The sequence below is a fragment of the Kribbella sp. NPDC048928 genome, assembly GCF_043197975.1.
Classification (GTDB): domain Bacteria; phylum Actinomycetota; class Actinomycetes; order Propionibacteriales; family Kribbellaceae; genus Kribbella.
This window is the reverse complement of sequence record NZ_JBICUC010000003.1, coordinates 904,460-925,474: the sequence shown is the minus strand read 5'-3', so window position 1 is coordinate 925,474 and position 21,015 is coordinate 904,460. Positions and strand designations below refer to the sequence as shown.

The following is a 21,015-nucleotide window of genomic DNA, read 5'->3' as shown; positions in this document are numbered from 1 at the left end:
GAGTCTACGTCGGCTCGTCGACAGTCTCCGGGGAGCCGATTCGCAGTGCCGACCACATCATCAGGGCCGCGAACACCACACCGAACAATGCGCAGGTAGCCGCCACGGTGGTCAGGGAGATCAGCGCGCCGAAAGCTGTCATGGCTACCGGCATGAGGGCCTCGTCGGACAGGCTCACGATGCTCGAGGTCCTGCCGAGGTAGGCCGGTTCGATGGTCTGCTGGAAGGCGCCGGACAGGTAGGCCGACGCGAGTCCGGCGGTGAAGCCGATCATCCCCATCGCGACGAAGACCGCGAGCCGCGGCACCGAGCCGACCATCACGCATCCGGCCGCCTGCAGGATGAGCGCGAGCAGACCGGTCCTGGCCGGCCGCCGCGGCTTCCAGCGCATTGCCGTGATTGCGCCGACGGCCGCGCAGATCCCGGAACACGCCTGGAACCAACCGAGCGCCGCCGATCCCCAGCCGTCCAGATGCGTGCGCTGGACCAGGCCGACGGCGAGGACCGGACCGACGCAGAGGTTCAGCCCGAAGAACGCGATGACGAGTGTGCGCGCGACCCGGTCGCGACGGAGGTAGCCGAAGCCGGCAACGAGGTCGCGGCGGATCGAGTGACCGCTCGGCGCCGGGCGCGGGAACCGCGGACGCACCACCAGCGCGAGGGCGAGCGCGATCGCGCCGAACGAGATCGCGTCGGCGATCATCACCGTACCGAGCCCGCCGTGCGCGACCAGCAGCCCGCCGAGTGGAGCGCCGGCGAAGACCGCGAGCCGGTTCGCCAACTGGCGACCCGCGGCCAGCGAGACGAGGTCGTCGGAGCGTACGAGGCGGCGAGGCAGCGTGCCTGCGGCTGGATTGTACAGGGCGTCGACCGCGCCGAAGAGGACGGCAACGGTCAGCAGCAGCGGCAGCGATACGCCACGGGAGGCGACGACGAGGGCAGCCGCGACCAGGACAACGATCCGGCCGAAGTTCGCCACGATCATCGTCCGGCGGGCGTCGAGGCGATCGGCGAGCGCGCCGCCGAACAGCAGGAAGAGCGCCCGCGGCAGGGCACCGATGCCCATCACGAGGCCGGCACCGGCCGGGGAGGCGATCTGCGCGGCGCTCCACGCGAGCCCGACGTACCAGGCGACGTCGCCGGCCTCGGACAGCGCGCCCGACAGGATCCACGCCTGGACGCGCCGATCGCGGCTGAGCGGCGGCAACTCGGGGACCTCTGCTGCGGCCGTCGCGGGCGGGCCGTCCGGGGCGGTCGTCATGGCCGCGCAGGCACGCCGTGGCTGAATACGTATACAGGCCGGGCCGACTCCTCGTCCGACGGGTTCTCGTAGTACTCCTGGACCAGATCGCGAACGCGTTCGGACAACTCCGTGAGCCGCTCCGGCGTCAGCACCAGCCAACTGTCCGTCGCGAAGGCAGCGCGTACCCAGTCCTCGCCGTACTCCTGGCGGAGCTCGAACCACTGCCGGACCTTGTCCGCGTGGTACGTGACGTTCCTCTCCTCGGACACGGTTGCAATCAGCTCACCGGCGGGTTCCCCGTCGGCGTCGGCGACCGACCAGGTGTACGAGGCGCGGGCGCTGCGCCACCAGCGTTCGCGCCGATTCCTGGCCAACTCGGGCGCCTCCTCGATCACCTCGGCGGCGGCGAGGACCTTCAGGTGATGGCTGATGTTGCCGACCAGTTCGCCGGTCCGTTCGGCGAGTTGTGAGGCGGTGGCGGGGCCGTCGACGCCCAGCAGGTCGATCAGCCGGCGGCGCAGCGGATGGTGGATCGCGGCGATCACCGACGGGCCCGCCGGGCGCCTGTTCGCAGGGCTCATACCCGGCACCGTACAACCCACAAGAATTCTTGTGCAAGAGCTCTTGTGGAATTCACACTCCTCCGGAATCAATCTCCAGCAGGCTGCTAGACATAGCCACATCGTGAGATCGGGTCTCACGATGTAGGAATGGGAGTTGATTTGTCAGCGGTTGGCGCTGACGCTTGTGGACATGCTCGCTGCCCGTTCCACCCACCTCGTAGGTCGCATTCATGTCGACCTCGGGCGGATGCGCAGCGCCATCTGTTGTCCTTCGATGTTCTGACAGCCACCCTGCCAGGGCCAATGACGGCCCCTGATCAGCCCCGATCACCGCTGGGTGCGCACCGCGCGGAACGCATCGAACCGACGACGCTTCGATCTCCCCCGCCTGCCGGTGAGCACCTGTCACGAGGACAAGGACACGCCTCCGATGACTGCCGGCGTCACCACTCCCGCTCGCAAGCCCGCCCGCCCCCGCAAGGGCAAGGGCGAAGGCCAGTGGGCACTCGGATACCGCGAGCCGCTGAACAAGAACGAAGAGAACAAGAAGAACGACGACGGCCTGAACGTCCGGGCCCGGATCGAGAACGTCTATGCACACGGCGGCTTCGACTCGATCGACCCGGCCGACCTGCGCGGCCGCTTCCGCTGGTGGGGGCTGTACACCCAGCGCAAGCCCGGGATCGACGGCGGCAAGACCGCGACGCTCGAGCCGGAGGAGCTCGACGACCGCTACTTCATGATGCGGGTACGGGTCGAGGGCGGTCAGCTGACCGCCGAGCAGCTGCGCGTGATCGCCGAGGTCTCGACGCAGTACGCCCGGAACACCGCGGACATCACCGACCGGCAGAACATCCAGCTGCACTGGATCGCGATCGAGGACGTACCGGCGATCTGGCAGAAGCTCGAGGCCGTCGGGCTGTACACCACGGAGGCCTGCGGCGACGTACCGCGCGTCGTGATCGCCAGCCCGGTCGCGGGCATCGCGGCCGACGAGATCATCGACCCGTCGCCGGCCATCGACGAGATCGTCACGAAGTACATCGGGTCGGACGAGTTCTCCAACCTGCCGCGGAAGTTCAAGACCGCGCTCACCGGGCACCCGTCGCACGACGTCGTACCGGAGGTCAACGACATCGCGTTCGTCGGTGTCGTGCACCCGGAGTACGGCCCCGGCTTCGACCTGTGGGTCGGCGGCGGACTGTCGACGAACCCGATGCTCGCGCAGCGGCTCGGCACCTGGATCCCGCGCGACGAGGTCGCCGAGGCGTGGTGGGGCGTGACGAGCATCTTCCGCGACTACGGCTACCGCCGGCTGCGGAACCGGGCCCGGCTGAAGTTCCTGGTAGCGGACTGGGGCGTCGAGAAGTTCCGCGAGATCCTCGAGACGAAGTACCTCAAGCGGAAGCTCGTCGACGGCCCGGCGCCCGAGGTCCCGGCGGTCCAGGGCGACCACGTCGGCGTCCACAAGCAGAACGACGGCCGGTACTTCGTCGGCGTCGCGCCGGTGGTCGGCCGGGTCTCCGGTACGTCGCTGGCGCAGGTCGCCGACGTCGTCGCGCGGCACGGCTCCAACCGGATCCGTACCACCGCACAACAGAAGCTGCTGGTCCTGGACGTCGAGGAGTCGCAGGTCGACTCGCTCGTCGCCGAGCTGGACGCGCTCGGGTACCAGGCGAACCCGTCGGCGTGGCGGCGGAACACGATGGCCTGCACGGGCATCGAGTTCTGCAAGCTCGCGATCGTCGAGACCAAGGCGAAGGCGGCCCGACTGATCGAGGAGCTCGAGGAGCGGATCCCGGAGCTCGACGTACCGATCACGGTGAACCTGAACGGCTGCCCGAACTCGTGCGCCCGGATCCAGACCGCCGACATCGGGCTCAAGGGCCAGCTGGTGATGGATGCCAGCGGCAACCAGGTGCCGGGATACCAGGTGCACCTGGGCGGCAGCCTCGGGCTGGACGCCGGCTTCGGCCGGAAGCTCCGCGGGCACAAGGTGATCGCGGACGACCTGACCGACTACGTGGAGCGGATCACGCAGACGTATCTGAAGGAGCGCAACCCAGGCGAGCGCTTCGCCCAGTGGGTCACCCGGGCCGACGAGGAGGCACTCCAGTGAGCGAACGCGCTGCGCCTCTCTACTGCCCGTACTGCGGGGACGAGGACTTGAGGCCCTCCGAAGAAGGCCATGGCGCGTGGGAGTGCCGGCCGTGTGCACGGGTGTTCCAGCTCAAGATGATCGGGTTGCGGGTGACGGTGGAATGAGTGACTTGAAGACGATCGCCTCGGAGGCGAACGAGCGGCTCGCGGACGCGTCGGCGGTCGAGGTGCTCGCGTGGGCCCGGGAGACGTTCGGCGACGAGCTCGTCGTGACCGCCTCGATGGCCGACGGTGCACTCCCCCATCTGGCCGCACAGGCCGCGCCTGGTGTCGACGTACTGTTCCTCGACACCGGCTACCACTTCGCCGAGACGATCGGGACCCGGGACGCGGTGGCGGCGACGCTGCCGATCCACCTGATCAACGCGCTGCCTCAGCAGACCGTGGCCGAGCAGGACGCGGAGTACGGCGAGAAGCTGCACGACCGCGACCCGAACAAGTGCTGCGCGATGCGCAAGGTCGAGCCGCTGAACCGGTACCTGTCCGGCTACAAGGCATGGGTCACCGGCATCCGCCGCGAGGAGGCGCCGACCCGCGCCAACACGCCGCTGGTCGAGTACGACGAGAAGCGCGACATGGTGAAGCTCAACCCGATCGCACCGTGGACGCAGGACGACCTGGACAGCTACATCCAGGACAACGGCGTACTGGTCAACCTCCTGCAGTACGACGGCTACCCGTCGATCGGCTGCGAGCCGTGCACCCAACGCGTCGCCCCGGGCGAAGACCCGCGCAGCGGCCGCTGGGCCGGCACCGGCAAGGTCGAATGCGGGTTGCACACATGAGCACGACGGCGACAGAGCTGGACGCTCTGGAGAGTGAATCGATCTTCGTGTTCCGTGAGGTGGCGGCGGAGTTCGAGCGGCCGGTGATCCTGTTCTCCGGTGGCAAGGACTCGATCGTGATGCTGCACCTGGCCCGGAAGGCGTTCGCGCCGGCGGGGGTGCCGTTCACGCTGCTGCACGTCGACACCGGACACAACTTCCCCGAGGTACTGGCGTACCGCGACCGGGTGGTCGAGCAGCTCGGGCTGCGCCTCGAGGTCGCGCGCGTCGAGGAGTACCTGGCCGACGGCCGCCTCCGCGAGCGCGCGGACGGCACCCGGAACCAGCTGCAGACGATTCCGTTGCTGGATGCAATCAACGCGCACCGCTTCGACGCGGTGTTCGGCGGCGGCCGGCGCGACGAGGAACGGGCCCGGGCGAAGGAGCGGATCTTCAGCCTCCGCGACGAGTTCGGCCAGTGGGACCCGCGCAACCAGCGGCCCGAGCTGTGGTCGCTGTACAACGGGCGGCACCGCCCGGGCGAGCACGTACGGGTGTTCCCGCTGTCCAACTGGACCGAGCTGGACGTCTGGAACTACATCGAGCGCGAAGGCATCGACCTGCCGAGCATCTACTACTCGCACGAGCGGGACGTGTACGAGCGCGACAACATGTTGCTTGCCGTCGGCCCCTACTCACCGCCGCGCGAAGGCGAGACGGTGAGCAAGCGTCTGGTGCGCTACCGCACGGTCGGCGACATGTCCTGCACCGGCGCGGTGGCCAGCGTCGCGGCGTCCGCGGCCGAGGTGGTCGTCGAGGTCGCAGCCAGCGAACTGACCGAGCGCGGCGCCACCCGCGCCGACGACCGGGCCAGCGAGGCCGCGATGGAAGACCGGAAGCGAGAGGGGTACTTCTGATGAGCACTCCGACCGAGAAGCTCGCCCAACGGGGTCTGCTGCGACTCGCGACGGCCGGCTCGGTGGACGACGGCAAGTCGACGCTGGTGGGACGCCTGCTGCACGACTGCAAGGCGATCCTCGCCGACCAGATCGCGCACGTGAAGACGGTCTCCGAGGCCCGTGGTGGTGACTTTGACTTCGCTCTGCTCACCGACGGCCTGCGCGCCGAGCGCGAGCAGGGCATCACGATCGACGTCGCCTACCGGTACTTCGCCACCGACAAGCGCTCGTTCATCCTGGCCGACTGCCCCGGGCACGTGCAGTACACCCGCAACACCGTGACCGGCGCATCGACGGCGGACGTGGTGATCATCCTGGTCGACGCGCGGCACGGCGTACTCGAGCAGACCCGCCGGCACCTCGCCGTCGCCGGCCTGCTCCGGGTCCCGCACGTGGTCCTCGCGGTGAACAAGATCGACCTGGTCGGCTACGACGAGGCCGTGTTCACCAAGATCGCGAAGGACGTCGGCGAGGTCGCCGACCAGCTCGGGATCGCCGACCTGCAGGCAATCCCGGTCTCCGCGCTCGTCGGGGACAACATCGTCGAACGGTCCGATCGGACCTCTTGGTACGACGGCCCGACCCTCCTCGAAGTACTGGAGAACGCCAACGGCCGTACGGACACCTCCGCGCGGCCGCTGCGGTTCCCGGTGCAGTACGTGATCCGGCCGCAGACCGACGAGTACCGCGACTACCGCGGCTACACCGGAACCGTTGCCTCCGGCACCGTTTCGGTCGGCGACCAGGTGATCGTGCTTCCCGCCGGCCGGCGGACGTCGGTCTCCGGGATCGACCGCGCCGTCATCACCGCGACCGGTACCGCAGTGGCCGAGCGGCCGTCCGCGGTCGCCGGCGAAGCGGTCACGGTCCGGCTCGCGGACGACCTCGACGTCGCCCGCGGCTCGGTGATCGTCGCCGCCGAGGCCTCCCCCGGCACCCGCCGGGAGCTGGCCGCCACCGTGAGCTGGTTGTCCGACCGGCCACTGACCGTCGGGGCCCGGGTGCTGATCAAGCACACCACCACCACCGCGCAGGCGATCGTCACCAAGATCACCGGCGCGCTGGACCTCGACACGCTCGGCGTCATCGATGCCGCCGAGCTCGACCTGAACGACATCGGCAAGGTGCAACTCAAGATCGCCGCACCGCTGGCTGCCGACCCGTACTCCAGCAACACCATCACCGGATCGTTCCTGCTGATCGACGCCCACGACGGGTGGACGCTGGCGGCCGGCATGATCGACGACGAAGAAGGGGAACTGCTGTGACTGCTCCAGCGCTCGTGATCCTCGCCCACGGCAGCCGCGATCCGCGCTCGGCCGCCACCGTCCACTCGCTCGTGACCTGCCTGCGCGAGACGCGTGACGACCTGCGGATCGAAGCCTCCTTCCTCGACCACTGCCCGCCGACGCCGTTCCAGGTGCTCGGGAAGCTCGCCGCCGAGGGCGTCGAGGAGGTCGTCGTCCTGCCGCTGCTGCTGTCGGCCGCGTACCACGCGCGCATCGACGTGCCGGCCGTCGTCGACGAGGCCCGGACGCGGTTCCCGCAGTTGCGGATCATCGCCTCCGATGTCCTCGGGTACGACGACACGCTGCTCGACGTCCTGGACCGGCGGATGCGCGCCGAGCTCAAGGACGGCCGCGTACGTGAGCTCGACGCGCTCGTTCTGGCGTGCGCCGGCTCGAGCGACTCGCACGCGAACGCGAGCGTCACCCGGCTCGCGCGGCTGTGGGGCCAGCGGCACAAGCTCCCGGTCACGGCCGCGTTCGTCTGCGCCGCGTCCCCGTCGCCCGCCGAGGCCGTACTCCAGTGGCGCCTGGAGGGTCGCCGGCACGTCGCGGTCGGCTCGCTCTTCCTGGCCCCCGGCGTCCTGCCGGACCGCGCCGAGTCCACGTCCCGCCGCGCCGGCGCAGTCGCCGTCTCGCGCCCCCTCGGCGTCAGCACCGAGGTAGCCCGGCTGGTCCTCCTCCGCTACGGCGTAGCCGGCCTGGACCTCCTGACCCTCGACCCCGCTCCCCGGCCGGTCATCGCCCGCCCCGAACTGGTCCGGACCGCGTAGGACGCCCACGCAGGCAGAACCCCTGTTTACGCGGCTCAGGCCGCCCATTCAGCGGGGTTCTGCCTGCCTGGCCGACCACATGTCAGCAGTGCGTGGGCAACCCAGCCCTCGTCCAGCACGACGTCCTCCCAGGAGAACCTCAGCAGGGTCCACCGAGGCGTCGATCGGCAGCGCGTACAAGCCCTTCGCGATCCGTTTGATGCGCCCCTCCACCAGAGCGCTGCGCAGGTCGCGTCCGTGGACATACGCCCGCAGTTGCGAGTAGGTCGCGCCTGTCTGGACGGCCAAGCTACCGTGATATCTTGATATCTATGGAGAAGACGAAGAACATCCTCTTGCGGTTGGAGCCCGAGTTGGCGGAGCGGTTGCAGACGGTGGCTTCGGTGGAGGGGCGGTCGGTGTCGGACGTGGCGCGGGAGGCGATTGCGGCGTTGGTGGATCAGCGGCGGCAGGACGCGGAGTTCAGCCGGCTGCTCGAGGAGAACCTGAGCCGCCACGAGCAGTCGTTGCGCCGGATGCGTGGAGACGGCTGATGCGTTACCTCGGGCGGTACGACGTGCTCGCCGTCGCCGCGCGGGTGCTGCGGTGCGCGTCGGACGACGTCGTGCGTAGGTCGGATCTGGACGCGATCGACCGCGTGCTCGCGGACGTCCGGCGGACGAGCGGGCTCGCGGAGTCGGCCGGCGTCCTGCTCGCCGGCCTGGTGCGGGAGCGCCCGTTCGACGGCGCCAACCGGGTGGTGGCGGTCGCCGTCGTCCTGCAGTACGTCTCGCTGAACCGGGCCGACCTGCAACTCGAGCCGGTCGCGGATGTGGACGACCTGCTGGACCGGATCAGCGCCGGTGACGCCGGCCCCGATGACGCGGCCAAGTTCGTCCGGAGCCGCCTCGAGCATCACCCGGTGACGGCCGACGACCTGCAGGAAGACCTGAAGATCGAACTGCTGCTCGATCTCGACGACGCAGTCCAGGAGTGGTGGAGGGGAGACCCCATGTACGAACAGTTCAGCGAACCGGCCAGGCAGGTCATCGTGCTGGCACAGGAGGAGGCCCGCGGCCTCGACCACGTGTACGTCGGCACCGAGCACCTACTGCTCGGCGTGATCGCCCTCGGGACGGGCGTCGCGTCGCGGGTGCTGGCGGACCTCGGCATCACCGGCCCGGCGGTGCGGGATCTCGTGGTGGAGATCATCGGGCGCGGGAAGAGCGGTGCGGGTACGGGTGCGATCCCGTTCACGCCGCGCGCGAAGAGTACGTTCGAGTTCGCGTGGGGCGAGGCGCGGGCGCGGGGTGCGGAGCAGGTCGCGCCGGAGCACATGCTCCTCGGCGTACTGCACGACGGCGACGGGGTCGGCGGTCAGATCATCACCAAACTCGCCGAGGACGTCGACAAGGTACGCCGCAAGCTCGAGAAGCGCATGAACTGGCGGCAGCGCTCCGAGGACCTGGTCACCGGGATGCTCGCCAGTGACCCGCCCGAGAAGTGGACGACGTACGGCCGCCGGCATCACCTGGTCGCCGAGCTGAACTCGGTCCTCGACGAGAACGAACGCCTCCACGAGCAGGTCGCCAACCTCCGCAACCTCCTCCGCCGGCACGGCATCAACCCCGACGACTGATCCTCACACCGCCCGCTGCCGCGCCTTGTGCCGTCGCCGCCACCACAGCAGCAGCTCGATCACCACGATCAGCACCGGACTCGCGACGAACGCGGCCGCGCCCCACACCAGCCCGCCCAGCGCCGCCAGGCATCCCTCTTCCTCGTCGCCGGTGCAGGTGCTCCCGTAGTAGGACGCCGTGACCGCCGCGACGGCGACGGCCAGAACGAACATGCCGATCAAGTAGGCCGGGATGCGCAACAGCCATCGCCGGCCACCCAACGCGACACCGGCCGTCGTGAGCAGCACGGAGGACAGCAGGAACAGGACGACCTCGAAGGTCCAGAACTCGCCCTCCCAGCTCCCCCAGACGAACCGGAAGTCTTCGTTGACCGCGCCCTGCCAGCCGATCAGCAGCATCAGCACGGCGAGTACGATCCCGAGCCACAACCGCGCCGGCGGATCCGGCCAGGCGACGATCAGCGACGCCACCGCGGGCAGCACCGCCAGCAGGCCGAGCGGAAACAGCCAGTCGAGTCCGTCGTCCGATTCGCCGAACGCCACGAACCGTCCGGCGAACAGCAAGGCGAGCGCCACGGCGACGAGCACCAGGGCGACAGTTCGTCGGCGTTCCTCGATCATCATCGGCCGGCCTCAGGTTGCCGCGAGGCGCTTCTTCTCTTTGGCGACGTCGTAGTCCGCGGCCGGCCACTCCGGGTTCAGCTCCTTGAGCGTCTCCAGCAGGATCGTGGTGACGGCCCAGTTGCGGTACCACTTGCGGTCGCTCGGGATCACGTACCAGGGCGCGTCCGGCGTGTTGCAGTGCTCGAGCGCCGCGTGGTACGCGTCCATGTAGTCCGGCCACAGCTGCCGCTCGTCGACGTCGCCCGGGTTGTACTTCCAGTGCTTGGTCGGGTCGTCGAGCCGCGCCTCGAGCCGGGCCCGCTGCTCGTCCGGCGAGATGTGCAGGTAGCACTTCACGATTGTCACGCCGCTCGCGGTCAGCTCGGCCTCGAACTCGTTGATCTGGTCGTAGCGCCGGGTCCACACGTTCGGCGTCACCAGTTCGCGCACCCGGGCGATCAGTACGTCCTCGTAGTGCGACCGGTCGAAGATGCCGATCATCCCGGCGCCGGGCACCGCCTGCCGGATCCGCCACAGGAACCCGCGGCGCTTCTCGGCCGGCGTCGGCGCCTTGAACGAGGTGATCTTCAGGCCCTGCGGGTCCATCAGCCCCGCGCCGTGCCGGATCACGCCGCCCTTGCCGGAGGTGTCCATCCCCTGCAGCACGAGCAGGATGCTCCGCTCGCCACCGGTGCGCCCCTCGGCGAACAGCCGTTCCTGCCAGTCCGGCACCTCGGCACCGAGGTCCTCCAGCGCGGCCTTGCCGTCGTCCTTGTTGCCGCTGAACCCGGCCGTCGACCGCGTGTCGTACGTCGTCAGGTCCACCTCACCGGCCGGCACCCGCAGCAACTCCCGCAGTCCCCCGCCGGCTGCCTTCTCGCCCTTCTTCTGCTTCGCCATCCACTCATCCTGCCTCATCCCCTCCCGACTTCGCTGGAGGTCAAGTGCGACGGGACGTCCCTATCGGCCCTCGAGTTCGGCGCGCCTGTTGATTCGCTTGCTCCAGAGGATCGACTCGATCGTCACGACCAGCACGACGCAGACGCCGACCGCCGCGGCGCCCCAGACCAGGCCGCCGAGGGCTGCGTCGCAGTCGGCGTCCAGGTCAGGATGCGGGCACTCGCGGGCGTCGTAGTAGCCGACTCCGATCGACGTGACGACGTAGGCCGCCACCAGCGTGACCACGAGGTAGCCGGCGAGGCGCAGTGGCCAGCGGCCGTAGGTTCCCATCCGTTCACGAAAGCACAGCACAGGATCGTTCGGGGCGAGCTTGCACCCGGTTCGAAATGTCGGCTCAGGATGCGCGAGCGAGCGCGATCAGGCGGGACAGGGCGCGGAGGTACTTCTTGCGGTAGCCGCCCTTGAGCATCTCGGGCGAGAAGAGTTGATCCAGCGGCACACCGCCGGCGAGCAGCGGGAGGCTGCGGTCGTACATGCGGTCGGCGAGAACGACCATCCGGAGCGCGATGTTCTCGTCGGTGAGGGGACGTACGTCGGTGATGCCGACCGTCTCTACTCCGTCGAGCAGGGCGCCGTACTTGCTCGGGTGCAACTCGGCGAGGTGGCGGTGGAGGTCGACGAAATGGTCGCAGGACGCGTTCGGGCGTACGGCCGCCTCCTGCTCGACTTTCTCGTCCGGCCACGGGTCGGGCGTGACCGGGAGTCCGCGATGGCGGTAGTCCGGTCCGTCCACCCGCCGTACGTCGAAGCGGGCCGCGAGGCTCTGGATCTCGCGGAGGAAGTCGACCGCCTGGAACCTGCCCTCGCCGAGCTTGTCCGGCAACGTGTTCGAGGTCGCGGCGAACTCGACCCCCGCGTCCACCAACTGGCCGAGCAGCCGCGAGATCAGCATGGTGTCGCCGGGATCGTCCAACTCGAACTCGTCGACGCAGATCAGCCGGTACGCCGACAGTTGGTCGACTGCGGTCCGCAACCCGAGCGCGCCGACCAGGTTGGTGAGCTCGACGAAGGTGCAGTACATCTTCGGCGCGGCCGCTTCGTGCCAGAGCGAGGCAAGCAGGTGGGTCTTGCCGACGCCGAATCCCCCGTCCAGGTAGATCCCCGGTTTACCGACGGTTGGGGGTGCAGGGCGGAGCCGGGACCAGAGCGACCGGGTTGGACGCTCGCCGGACAGGTGGGTGGCGCGCTGGGTCAGCGCGGTCAGTGCCTCGGACTGGGTGGGCTCATCGGGATCGGGGCGGTACGTACTGAACCGGACTGCTGCGAACCGTGGCGGCGGTACGCACTCGGACAGCAAGCGATCCGGGCTCACCTCGGGCCACCGCTCGCTCAACCGCACCACCATGAGCCCAACCCTAAGCCAGGAAAAGAATGGAAAGGCTGCTGTGGCCTTGACCACTTTCTTACTTTCAGTTAGGAAGTTGGGTGTGGGTTCGTGAGGCGATCGAACGAGGAGTCTCCGATGGGCGAACAGCACGTGCGGCGGCGGACAGTTCTCAAGTCGGCGGTGGGTGCGCTGGGCCTCGGGTCCGCGCTGGCCGCCTGCGGTGGCAGTGACAGCGGCGGCGGCACCACGAGCGGCGGGAAGGCCGTGGTCCGGATGTGGTCCTGGTACAACGACCAGGAGGACCAGTTCCCCAAGCTGATCAGCGCCTTCGAAGCGGCGCACAGCAACATCAAGATCGAGAACCGGATCTTCGGTACGCCCGACCAGTACCTGCCCGCGCTGCAGGCCGCGGTCGCGGGCGGCGACGTACCGGAGATCTTCGCGCCGCACACGCGGGCGCTGACGTACGGCACCGGCGGGATCTCGGCCGACCTGAAGAAGGACCTCGGCGACGATTTCCTGAAGGACTTCTTCGACTCGGCGAACCAGGAGTACACCCTGGACGGCAAGCAGTACGCCGTCGGCTGGATGGCGCAGACGTTCGGGATCTTCTACAACCCGGACATGCTCAAGAAGGCCGGCGTCGCGGAGGACGGCATCGAGACCTGGGACGACCTGATCGCGGCGGCCGCGAAGCTCAAGGCCACCGGCAAGTTCCCGGTCGCGCTCAGCTGCAACCCGACCACGAGCTCGCTGGACTTCTTCCTGCCGCTGATCACGCAGGTCGCCGACGACCCGACGTACTACCTGAAGCTCGACCAGCTCAAGGACGGTGCGACGTACGAGGATCCGAAGGTGATCCAGGCGATCGAGTTGCAGCAGAAGATCGTCAAGGCCGGCGTCTTCCAGCCGGGGACGACCGGTACCAGCGGCGATCAGGCGCCGCAGATCTTCTACACCGGCAAGTCCGCGATGCTGTTCAACGGCAGCTGGACGCCGCAGGGCCTGAGCAAGGACGCCTCACCGGCGTTCAACAAGCTCTACAAGGTGATGAAGACCCCCGCGATCGCGCCCGGCAAGCGGCACTGGACCGCGAACCAGGCGGGCGCCGGCTGGGCGGTCTCGGAGACCAGCAAGAACAAGGACGCCGCGCTGGAGTTCCTGAAGTTCATGTACTCCGCCGACCAGTACTCCCCCACGATGAACGGCTCGAACTCGATGCCGGCCACGAAGAGCGCGGCCGGCCGGATCGAGCTGCCGATCATGAAGCAGATGACGTCCTGGCTGCTCGACGGCGACGGGTGCCCGCACATCCCGTTCGGTCCCGGCTCGGTCGCGGCCGGCGATCCGCTGGCCAAGATCTTCGACGGCAGCGGCGAGCCGGCGGCGGTCGCGAAGGCGATGCAGCAAGCGGTCCAGAACGCCAAGGGCGGCTGATCGGATGGCGACTGCCCTGTCGAGGGAGGACGTCGTAAGCCGGTCGGGCCCGCGGACGTCCTCCCGCTTCGGTTCACCGCTGCGGAAGTCTCAGCGGGTCGCGGGCTACCTGTTCGTGCTGCCGACGTTCGCGCTGTTCCTGGCGTTCGTGCTCTGGCCGATCCTCTACACGGCGTACCTGAGCCTGACCTCGTGGGGCGGATTCGGGGCGCCGCGGTTCGTCCAGTTCGACAACTACAGCCGGATGCTGCACGACCCGATCGCGCGCCGGGCGCTGATCGTCACGCTCGTCCTGACCGGCGTGACGACCGCGATCCTGACGTTCCTCGGCCTGGTCACGGCGGTCCTGGTGAACGTCGTCTGGCGGAAGGTCGGCGTCCTCGTCCGGACCATCCTGTTCATCCCGGGCATCGTCTCGTTCGTCGTCTCCGCGGTGCTCTGGCGGCTGATCTACGACCCGAACATCGGCACCCTCAACCGGTTGCTCGGGGCAATCGGTCTGGACAGCCTGCAGCACCCGTGGCTGGCCGACCACAAGACCGTACTGCCGGCGATCGTCGTCGTGACCGTCTGGGGCGGCCTCGGCTTCAACATGCTGATCTACTTCGCCGGCCTGCAGGGCATCGACCCCAACCTGTACGAGGCGGCCGCGATGGACGGCGCGAACGTGGTGCAGCAGTTCCGGCACATCACCGTCCCGAGCCTGCGGGTCGTCACCGGCCTGATCGTGAGCCTCGGGCTGCTCAACGGGTTCAAGGCGTTCGACGTGATCTTCGTGATGACCGGCGGCGGCCCCAACCACGGCAGTGAGGTACTGGGGACGTACCTCTACTCACTCGCGTTCGGTTCGACGTCCGGCTCGATCCCGCAGCTCGGGTACGCCAGCGCGTTCAGCGTCGTGACGATGGTGCTCTGTACGCTCGCGGTGATCGCGCAGCTCTGGCTGACCCGGAGGGCCGACCAGTGAGCGGCCGGTGGCCCGGCAAGGCCTTCGCGACGTTCGTCCTGCTGCCGTTCTGCGTCCTGATGGCGTTCCCGTTCGCCTGGATGCTGCTCACCTCGTTGCGCGAGCAGAACACGATCTTCAACGGTCCGGTCATCCCGCGGAAGTTCACCGGTACGGCCTACAAGGACGCGTGGACCTCGATCGAGTTCCCGCTGCACTTCTGGAACAGCGTCTGGATCACGTCGGTGACGGTGATCGGGGTACTGATCTTCGCGACGCTCAGCGGGTACGCGTTCGCGAAGCTGGACTTCCCGTTCCGGAACACGTTGTTCGTGCTGCTGCTGACCACGCTGATGATGCCGTCGACCGCGCTGATCATCCCGCTGTACCTCGAGCTGAAGTCGTTCGGCCTGCTCGACAGCCAGGCCGGGCTGCTCGTGCTGTACATCTCCGGGTCGGCGCCGTTCGCGATGTTCCTGATGCGGGCGTTCTTCCAGACGTTGCCGGACGAGCTGATCGAGGCCGCGCGGGTGGACGGCGGCAGCGAGCTGACGATCTTCCGGCGGGTGATCCTGCCGCTGGCCCGGCCCGGGATCGCGACCGTGGTGATCTTCCAGTTCCTCTCCACCTGGAACGAGTTCCTGATCGCCAACACGGTGCTGCGCAACACCGACTCGCTCCCGCTGCAGCCGGTGCTGTTCACGCTGATGGGTCAGTACTCCACGAACTGGCCGGCGCTGACCGCCGGCCTCACGCTGTCCGTCGTGCCGGTCGTGATCGTGTACGTCCGGATGCAGCGCCAGTTCGTAGCCGGGATGATGCTCGGCGCCGTCAAAAACTGAAAGGGACTCATGCCGATCAAGAACGTCGTGGTCAACTGCACCGACGTGCAGCGCTCGGTCGAGTACTACACGAAGTTCCTCGAGCTCCGGGTGGTCGGTGAGCCGACGCCCGAGCGCGCCGTGCTCGACGCGGTCACCGCGACCGTCGAGTTACGGGCCGTGGGCAACGGCCGGGAGCAGAGCACCTGGTCGCCGGACGACCTGCAGAGGGGCTTCCGGCACATCGGCTTCAAGGTGGACCGGATCGACGAGCGGGCCGCGGTCCTCAAGGCCGGCGGGGTCGAGTTCAAACTCGACCCGCTGGACGCCGAGGGGCAGGTCCGGATCTGCTTCTTCTACGACCCGGACGGCACGCTGCTCGAGCTCATCCAGGGCGACCTGCAGTACGCCGAGATCCTGGACGCCGACGGCGTGGCGCGGGAGCGGGCACTCGGCGTACCCGAGCGGCCACGGTTCGACCACGTCGCGGTGACGATCCAGGACCGGGACGCGACCAGCGCGTTCTACTCCGAACACCACGGGTTCGAGTTCATCGGCACGATCGAGCAGCCGCACGACCAGCGCGGGTTCCACATCGGGTACCTCAAGGGCGGCGACACCGTGCTCGAGGTCTTCACGTACGACGTGCACACGACCGATCGCGAACCGCAACCGGACGTGGCCGGCTTCGCGTACGCCGAACTGGACGGCGACGTACCGGAACTGGCCACCGTTGCCTCACCTGATGGGACGAAGGTGTACGTCGACCCCGACGGGTTCACGTTCGCCGTAAGCTCCGGCGCATGACTGACGACATCGCCGGCAACTGGCTCCGCCCGCTCGGATCCACCGGTCTGACCGTCTCGGCCGTCTGTGCGGGCGGGAGCGGGATCGCGGGCATGCCCGCCGTCTTCGGGTACGACGTGACCGCGCAGGAGGCGGTCGACCTGGTGCTGCGGGTCTTCGACAGCCCGCTCAGCTGGATCGACACCTCCAACGGGTACGGCGACGGCGCCAGCGAGACGCGGATCGGGCAGGCGATCCGGGAGTACGGCGGCCTTCCGGACGGTTTCCTGGTGGCGACGAAGGTCGACGCCAAGGACGGCGACTACTCCGGTGCGCGGGTCCGCGCGAGTGTTGCCGAGAGCAAGGAACGGCTCGGCCTGGACAACCTGCCGCTGGTCTACCTGCACGATCCCGAGGCGCACGACTTCGAGACGATGCGGGACGCCGTCGACACCTTGATGCAACTGCGCGCGGACGGTGAGATCGGGCATGTCGGCCTCGCGGGCGGCGACACCCGTGAGCTGTCCCGGTACCTCGACCTCGGCGGCTTCGAAGTACTGCTCGTCCACAACCGCTGGAGCCTGGTCGACCACTCCGCCGGCGGCATCTTCGAGCGGGCGCGGTCCGAGGGCATCGCGGTGGTGAACGCTGCCATCTACGGCGGCGGCATCCTGGCGAACCCGGACGGTGTCACGAAGTACGCGTACCGCGAGGCGCCGCCGGCGCTGCTGTCGGCGATCAAGGAGATGGCCGCGGCCTGCCGCGAGTACGGCGTCGATCTCGCCACGGCTGCCCTGCGGCACTCGCTGGACGACCCCGGGATCGCCGGGACGGTCGTCGGCATCACCAAGCCGGCCCGCGTCGACGCACTCCTGGCCGCCCGCGATGCGGACCTCCCGGATGAGCTGCTTAACCGGTTAGGTAGCCTGCTTCCGGACAGGCAGTACTGGGTCGAGAAGGAGACGACGTGACGAACGGCTTCCCGAGCGGGTTCACCTGGGGCGCGGCGACCGCGTCGTACCAGGTCGAGGGCGCGGTCGCGACGGACGGGCGCGGCCCGAGTATCTGGGACACGTTCGCGCACACGCCGGGACGGATCGCGGACGGTACGAACGGTGACGTCGCCGACGACCACTACCACCGGTTCGCCGACGACGTCCGGCTGCTCGCGAACCTCGGGCTGAACTCGTACCGGTTCTCGATCGCCTGGCCGCGGATCGTGCCGACCGGCTCCGGCGCGGTGAACACGGCCGGCGTCGACTTCTACCGGCGGCTCGCCGAGACCTGCCTGGAGAACGGCGTCACGCCGTACGCCACGCTCTACCACTGGGACCTGCCGCAGCCGCTCGAGGACGCCGGCGGCTGGCTGGTCCGCGACACCGCCGAGCGGTTCCGCGACTACGCGGCCGTTGTCCACGAGGCGCTGATCGACGTCGTCAAGCACTGGATGACGCTGAACGAGCCGTGGTGCTCGGCCTTCCTGGGGTACGGGAACGGAGAGCACGCTCCGGGTCGTACCGAGGGCGCCGGCGCGTTGAAGGCGGTGCACCACCTGCTGCTCGGTCACGGTCTCGCGCTCGACGCGATCCGTACCGAGGGTTCGACGTACGGCATCGCGCTGAACCCGGCGCCGATCCACGCCGCGACCGACTCCCCCGCCGACCGCGACGCCGCGCGGCGGATCGACGGCCTGCGGAACCGGCTGTTCCTGGAGCCACTGCTGTCCGGGCAGTACCCGGCGGACGTCCTCGAGGACACCGGGATGACGTCCTGGTTCGCCGCGCAGGAGGCCGATCTGCCGCTGATCGGGGCGCCGCTCGACTTCATCGGCGTGAACTACTACTGCCCGACCACGGTCGCCGCCCCGGACGGCCCGATCTCGGCACCGGTCGCGTCCACACAGCCCGGCAGCGAGAACGTCGTTGCCGTCGACACCGGTCTGCCGAAGACGCAGATGGGCTGGCCGATCCAGGCCGCCGGGCTGCGCGACATCCTGGTCAGCATCAACAAGCTCGCGCCTGAACTGCCCTTGTACGTGACCGAGAACGGATCGGCGTACCCGGACGTGGTGACCGCGGACGGGACTGTCGAGGACGACGAGCGGCTCGACTACCTCCAGCAACACGTTGCCGTATGCAAGGACCTGGTCGCCGAGGGCTTCCCGCTCAAGGGGTACTTCGCCTGGTCGCTGATGGACAACTACGAGTGGGCGTGGGGTTACAGCCGGCGCTTCGGCATCGTGTACGTCGACTACACCACCCAGCAACGCATCCCGAAGAAGAGCGCCCGCTGGCTGCAGGACTTCCTGAGTTAGGCGCGGGCGTTGTGGTGGGGGGTGAGTTGGCTGTGGAGGACGAGTGAGGCGGCGCCCAGGGCCGCTGCGCTCGGGCCCAGCTTGGAGAGCTCGACGCGGGTCGGGTGCATGGCGCGGACGAACGACAGCCGGTTGAGCTCCTGGGATGCGACCCGTACGTAGATGTCGCCGGCCTCGCTGAAGCCGGGACCGGCCAGGATGATCTGGTCGAGGTCGAGCAGGTTGGTGATCGAGAGCAGCGCCTTGGCCAGGTACGTGGCGGACTGCTCGATCAGCGTCAGGCAGCGCTCGTCGCCGCCGGCCGCGAGCCGGGCGATCTTGGCGAAGTCGGAGCGGACCGCAGAACGCCGACCGCGGAGCGCGAGCTCTCCGGCCAGGGCGTCGTCCTGCTCGGCCCGCGCCACCACCGCCGCGGGCGCCGCCAGACCCTCCAGGCAGCCCTGCCCGCCGCACCAGCACATCGGGCCGTCCACGTCGAGCACCATGTGCCCGATCTCGCCGACGTTCGACGACGAACCGCGGTAGACGTCGCCGTTCGTGACCAGGCCGAGCCCGAAGCCGGCGGCCATGTACACAGTGGCGAAGTCGTTCGCCGACGGGATCTTCCCGGCCCAGAACTCACCGATCGCGGCGCAGGTCGAGTCGTTCTCCACGACGATCGGATGATCGATCGCGGCCTGCAGCGTGTCCCGGACCGCGAACGGCTCCCAGGCGTACTTCTCCGAGTCCGTGCGGAGCAGCCTGGTGCCGCCGCGCCCCTGCCGACCGGCCAGCGCAACCCCGACGCCGACCAGCGTCGAGGGCTCGATCCCCGCCTTGACGATCAGGGCCTCGAGCTCGGCGGTGATCCGGCGGACGGCCGTGGCCGGGGCGTCCTTCCCGATCCCGCGCGCCGACAGCTGTTCGATCACGCGTCCGCTCATGTCGGTGACGACGTACGTCGTGCTCGGGGTGTCGACCGCGATGCCGACGGCGTGCCGGGCGCGCGGGTTGAACTGGAGCAGCGTGGCGCGCTTGCCGCCGGTCGGATCGCCGTACCCGGTCTCGATGATCAGGCCGTCGGCGAGCAGCCGCTTCACCACCCGGGAGATCGACGCACCGGTCAGGCCGGAACGGTCGGCCAGGTCGACGCGCGTCACCGTCCCGCTGGAGCGGATCAGGTCAAGGATCGCGCTGTGGGTCTCCTGCGCGGTCGCGCCCCTCAGAATCTTCGCCACGTCACCCTCCCTCGAGGCGCACTTTAGTACACAACGTAAGGAAGTGGCAGTGGTTGACCTCAAGCATTATTGAGGTTCTAGCGTTGCGAAGGTGAAAGCGATCAGATTGCATGCCTTCGGTCCGGCCGAGAACCTCGTCCACGAGGAGGTCCCGGACCCTGTTCCGAGCGCCGGTACGGTGCTTGTCGACGTCGAGGCGGCCGGGGTGCACCTGGTCGACACGATGATCCGCGCGGGGTCGACGGGCGACAGCCCGATTCCGGTGCCGGACCTGCCGACGATCCCCGGTCGCGAGGTCGCGGGACGGGTCAGCGCCGTCGGACCCGACGTCTACCCGTCGTGGATCGGCAAGCGCGTCGTCGTCCATCTCGGCATGGTGCCAGGCGGGTACGCCGAACGCGCGGTGGCGAAGGTGGAGTCGCTGTACGAACTCCCCGACCACGTCGACGCCGCCCAGGCAGTCGCCGCGATCGGCACCGGGCGGACCACGGCCGGCATCCTGCAGCAGGCACGGTTGACGATGGAGGACGTCGTACTGATCACGGCCGCTGCTGGTGGAATCGGCAGCTACCTGGTCCAAGCCGCACGCAACGTCGGCGCGGTCACGATCGGCCTCGCCGGTGGCCCGAACAAGGTCGAGACCGTCCGCTCCCTCGGAGCCCAGTACGCGATCGACTACCGAGACCCCGACTGGGCCACCACCTTGAAGGGCGAGCTCGGCGACCAGGAGATCACCGTCCTGCTCGACGGCGTCGGCGGCACCAGTGGGCAGCAGGCGTTCAATCTCCTGGGCAACGGCGGCCGCGCGCTGCTGTTCGGCTGGTCCGGCGGCGGCGCCATCGAATTCACCCACGAAGACCTGATGGCGCGCGGCCTCACGGTCGGCTGGGCCCTCGGCGCGAAAATGGCGCGTCAACTCCGCGCCCTCGAATCAGCCGCCCTCACCGAGACCATCGAAGGCCGCTGGCACGCGCTCACGACAGCCTTCCCCCTCTCGGAAGCCGCAGCCGCCCACCGCGCCCTCGAGAATCGCGAGACAACCGGCAAGGTCGTCCTCACCACCTGAGCGAACGCCGGGAACCCCGGAGCCGCCCTGGTGGGTGCGGCCCCGAGGTCGGGGTACTGCGGTGTCAGCCGGCGAAGTCGCTGTAGAGATCGCGCACGGGACCGTTCCTCTCGTCGATGGGCGGGGCGACGGAGGAAGCGGGCACCTTGACTCCCGCGGTACTCCGTGCCAA

General features: G+C 68.9%; 21 protein-coding genes. 14 read left to right on the top strand and 7 right to left on the bottom strand.

What is annotated here, in order from left to right; translation table 11 throughout:
- Positions 1-4: 4 nt before the first annotated feature.
- A complete protein-coding gene (locus ACGFI6_RS17845; RefSeq protein ID WP_393119706.1) occupies positions 5-1,261 on the bottom strand; it encodes an MFS transporter in 1,257 nt (418 codons plus the stop codon).
- The gene (locus ACGFI6_RS17840) at positions 1,258-1,824 is read right to left on the bottom strand and encodes an ArsR/SmtB family transcription factor (protein WP_393119704.1); all 567 of its coding nucleotides are present in this window, start codon (positions 1,822-1,824) and stop codon (positions 1,258-1,260) included. The genes ACGFI6_RS17845 and ACGFI6_RS17840 overlap by 4 nt, the downstream gene beginning before the upstream one ends.
- A gap of 412 nt (positions 1,825-2,236) precedes the next feature.
- Here ACGFI6_RS17840 and ACGFI6_RS17835 point away from each other — a divergent pair, with 412 nt between their 5' ends.
- The 7 genes from ACGFI6_RS17835 to ACGFI6_RS17805 all read left to right on the top strand — a co-directional run bounded on the left by ACGFI6_RS17835 (position 2,237) and on the right by ACGFI6_RS17805 (position 9,366).
- On the top strand, positions 2,237-3,925 hold the full coding sequence (locus ACGFI6_RS17835) for a nitrite/sulfite reductase (RefSeq protein WP_393119702.1): 1,689 nt from the start codon (positions 2,237-2,239) through the stop codon (positions 3,923-3,925).
- Between the two features lie 142 nt (positions 3,926-4,067).
- The gene (locus ACGFI6_RS17830) at positions 4,068-4,751 is read left to right on the top strand and encodes a phosphoadenylyl-sulfate reductase (protein WP_393119700.1); all 684 of its coding nucleotides are present in this window, start codon (positions 4,068-4,070) and stop codon (positions 4,749-4,751) included.
- A complete protein-coding gene (cysD, locus tag ACGFI6_RS17825) occupies positions 4,748-5,647 on the top strand; it encodes a sulfate adenylyltransferase subunit CysD (RefSeq protein WP_393119698.1) in 900 nt (299 codons plus the stop codon). The genes ACGFI6_RS17830 and cysD overlap by 4 nt, the downstream gene beginning before the upstream one ends.
- Positions 5,647-6,957 carry a sulfate adenylyltransferase subunit 1 gene (locus ACGFI6_RS17820; protein ID WP_393119696.1) on the top strand — a complete coding sequence of 437 codons (1,311 nt, stop codon included), beginning with the start codon at positions 5,647-5,649 and terminating at the stop codon, positions 6,955-6,957. The genes cysD and ACGFI6_RS17820 overlap by 1 nt, the downstream gene beginning before the upstream one ends.
- A complete protein-coding gene (locus ACGFI6_RS17815; RefSeq protein ID WP_393119694.1) occupies positions 6,954-7,748 on the top strand; it encodes a sirohydrochlorin chelatase in 795 nt (264 codons plus the stop codon). Before ACGFI6_RS17820 ends, ACGFI6_RS17815 begins: the two co-directional genes overlap by 4 nt.
- Before the next feature lie 311 nt (positions 7,749-8,059).
- Complete coding sequence (locus ACGFI6_RS17810; RefSeq protein ID WP_393119693.1) at positions 8,060-8,281, top strand: ribbon-helix-helix protein, CopG family; 222 nt, start codon at positions 8,060-8,062, stop codon at positions 8,279-8,281.
- Positions 8,281-9,366, top strand: a complete 1,086-nt coding sequence (locus ACGFI6_RS17805) for a Clp protease N-terminal domain-containing protein (protein WP_393119691.1) — start codon at positions 8,281-8,283, stop codon at positions 9,364-9,366. Before ACGFI6_RS17810 ends, ACGFI6_RS17805 begins: the two co-directional genes overlap by 1 nt.
- 3 nt (positions 9,367-9,369) lie before the next feature.
- Here the strand turns inward: ACGFI6_RS17805 and ACGFI6_RS17800 are convergent, their stop codons facing one another.
- The 4 genes from ACGFI6_RS17800 to zapE all read right to left on the bottom strand — a co-directional run bounded on the left by ACGFI6_RS17800 (position 9,370) and on the right by zapE (position 12,274).
- Entirely contained in the window at positions 9,370-9,990 is a 621-nt protein-coding gene (locus tag ACGFI6_RS17800) for a hypothetical protein (RefSeq protein ID WP_393119689.1), read from the bottom strand.
- A gap of 9 nt (positions 9,991-9,999) precedes the next feature.
- Positions 10,000-10,869 (bottom strand): polyphosphate kinase 2 family protein, encoded by an 870-nt coding sequence (locus tag ACGFI6_RS17795; RefSeq protein ID WP_393119687.1) that lies wholly within the window; start codon positions 10,867-10,869, stop codon positions 10,000-10,002.
- A 60-nt stretch (positions 10,870-10,929) separates the two neighbouring features.
- A complete protein-coding gene (locus tag ACGFI6_RS17790) occupies positions 10,930-11,199 on the bottom strand; it encodes a hypothetical protein (RefSeq protein ID WP_393119686.1) in 270 nt (89 codons plus the stop codon).
- A 64-nt stretch (positions 11,200-11,263) separates the two neighbouring features.
- Complete coding sequence (gene zapE / locus ACGFI6_RS17785) at positions 11,264-12,274, bottom strand: cell division protein ZapE (protein ID WP_393119684.1); 1,011 nt, start codon at positions 12,272-12,274, stop codon at positions 11,264-11,266.
- Positions 12,275-12,391: 117 nt separating this feature from the next.
- Here zapE and ACGFI6_RS17780 point away from each other — a divergent pair, with 117 nt between their 5' ends.
- Genes ACGFI6_RS17780 through ACGFI6_RS17755 form a run of 6 tightly spaced genes read left to right on the top strand, consistent with a single transcriptional unit; the run spans position 12,392 to position 18,560 of the window.
- A complete protein-coding gene (locus ACGFI6_RS17780) occupies positions 12,392-13,693 on the top strand; it encodes an ABC transporter substrate-binding protein (protein WP_393119682.1) in 1,302 nt (433 codons plus the stop codon).
- Between the two features lie 4 nt (positions 13,694-13,697).
- Positions 13,698-14,660: a carbohydrate ABC transporter permease gene (locus ACGFI6_RS17775; RefSeq protein WP_393119680.1), complete on the top strand. Its 963-nt coding sequence runs from the start codon at positions 13,698-13,700 to the stop codon at positions 14,658-14,660.
- A complete protein-coding gene (locus tag ACGFI6_RS17770; RefSeq protein WP_393119678.1) occupies positions 14,657-15,481 on the top strand; it encodes a carbohydrate ABC transporter permease in 825 nt (274 codons plus the stop codon). The genes ACGFI6_RS17775 and ACGFI6_RS17770 overlap by 4 nt, the downstream gene beginning before the upstream one ends.
- 9 nt (positions 15,482-15,490) lie before the next feature.
- Positions 15,491-16,267, top strand: coding sequence for a VOC family protein (locus ACGFI6_RS17765; RefSeq protein WP_393119677.1), 777 nt, complete (start codon positions 15,491-15,493; stop codon positions 16,265-16,267).
- The gene (locus ACGFI6_RS17760; RefSeq protein WP_393119675.1) at positions 16,264-17,217 is read left to right on the top strand and encodes an aldo/keto reductase; all 954 of its coding nucleotides are present in this window, start codon (positions 16,264-16,266) and stop codon (positions 17,215-17,217) included. Before ACGFI6_RS17765 ends, ACGFI6_RS17760 begins: the two co-directional genes overlap by 4 nt.
- Positions 17,214-18,560 carry a GH1 family beta-glucosidase gene (locus tag ACGFI6_RS17755; protein WP_393119673.1) on the top strand — a complete coding sequence of 449 codons (1,347 nt, stop codon included), beginning with the start codon at positions 17,214-17,216 and terminating at the stop codon, positions 18,558-18,560. Before ACGFI6_RS17760 ends, ACGFI6_RS17755 begins: the two co-directional genes overlap by 4 nt.
- Here ACGFI6_RS17755 and ACGFI6_RS17750 read toward each other — a convergent pair.
- Positions 18,557-19,777: an ROK family protein gene (locus ACGFI6_RS17750; RefSeq protein ID WP_393119672.1), complete on the bottom strand. Its 1,221-nt coding sequence runs from the start codon at positions 19,775-19,777 to the stop codon at positions 18,557-18,559. The genes ACGFI6_RS17755 and ACGFI6_RS17750 overlap by 4 nt on opposite strands.
- Positions 19,778-19,868: 91 nt before the next feature.
- On the opposite strand from ACGFI6_RS17750, the gene ACGFI6_RS17745 reads away from it, so the two are divergent.
- Positions 19,869-20,843, top strand: a complete 975-nt coding sequence (locus tag ACGFI6_RS17745) for a zinc-binding dehydrogenase (protein ID WP_393119670.1) — start codon at positions 19,869-19,871, stop codon at positions 20,841-20,843.
- Positions 20,844-21,015: the final 172 nt, after the last annotated feature.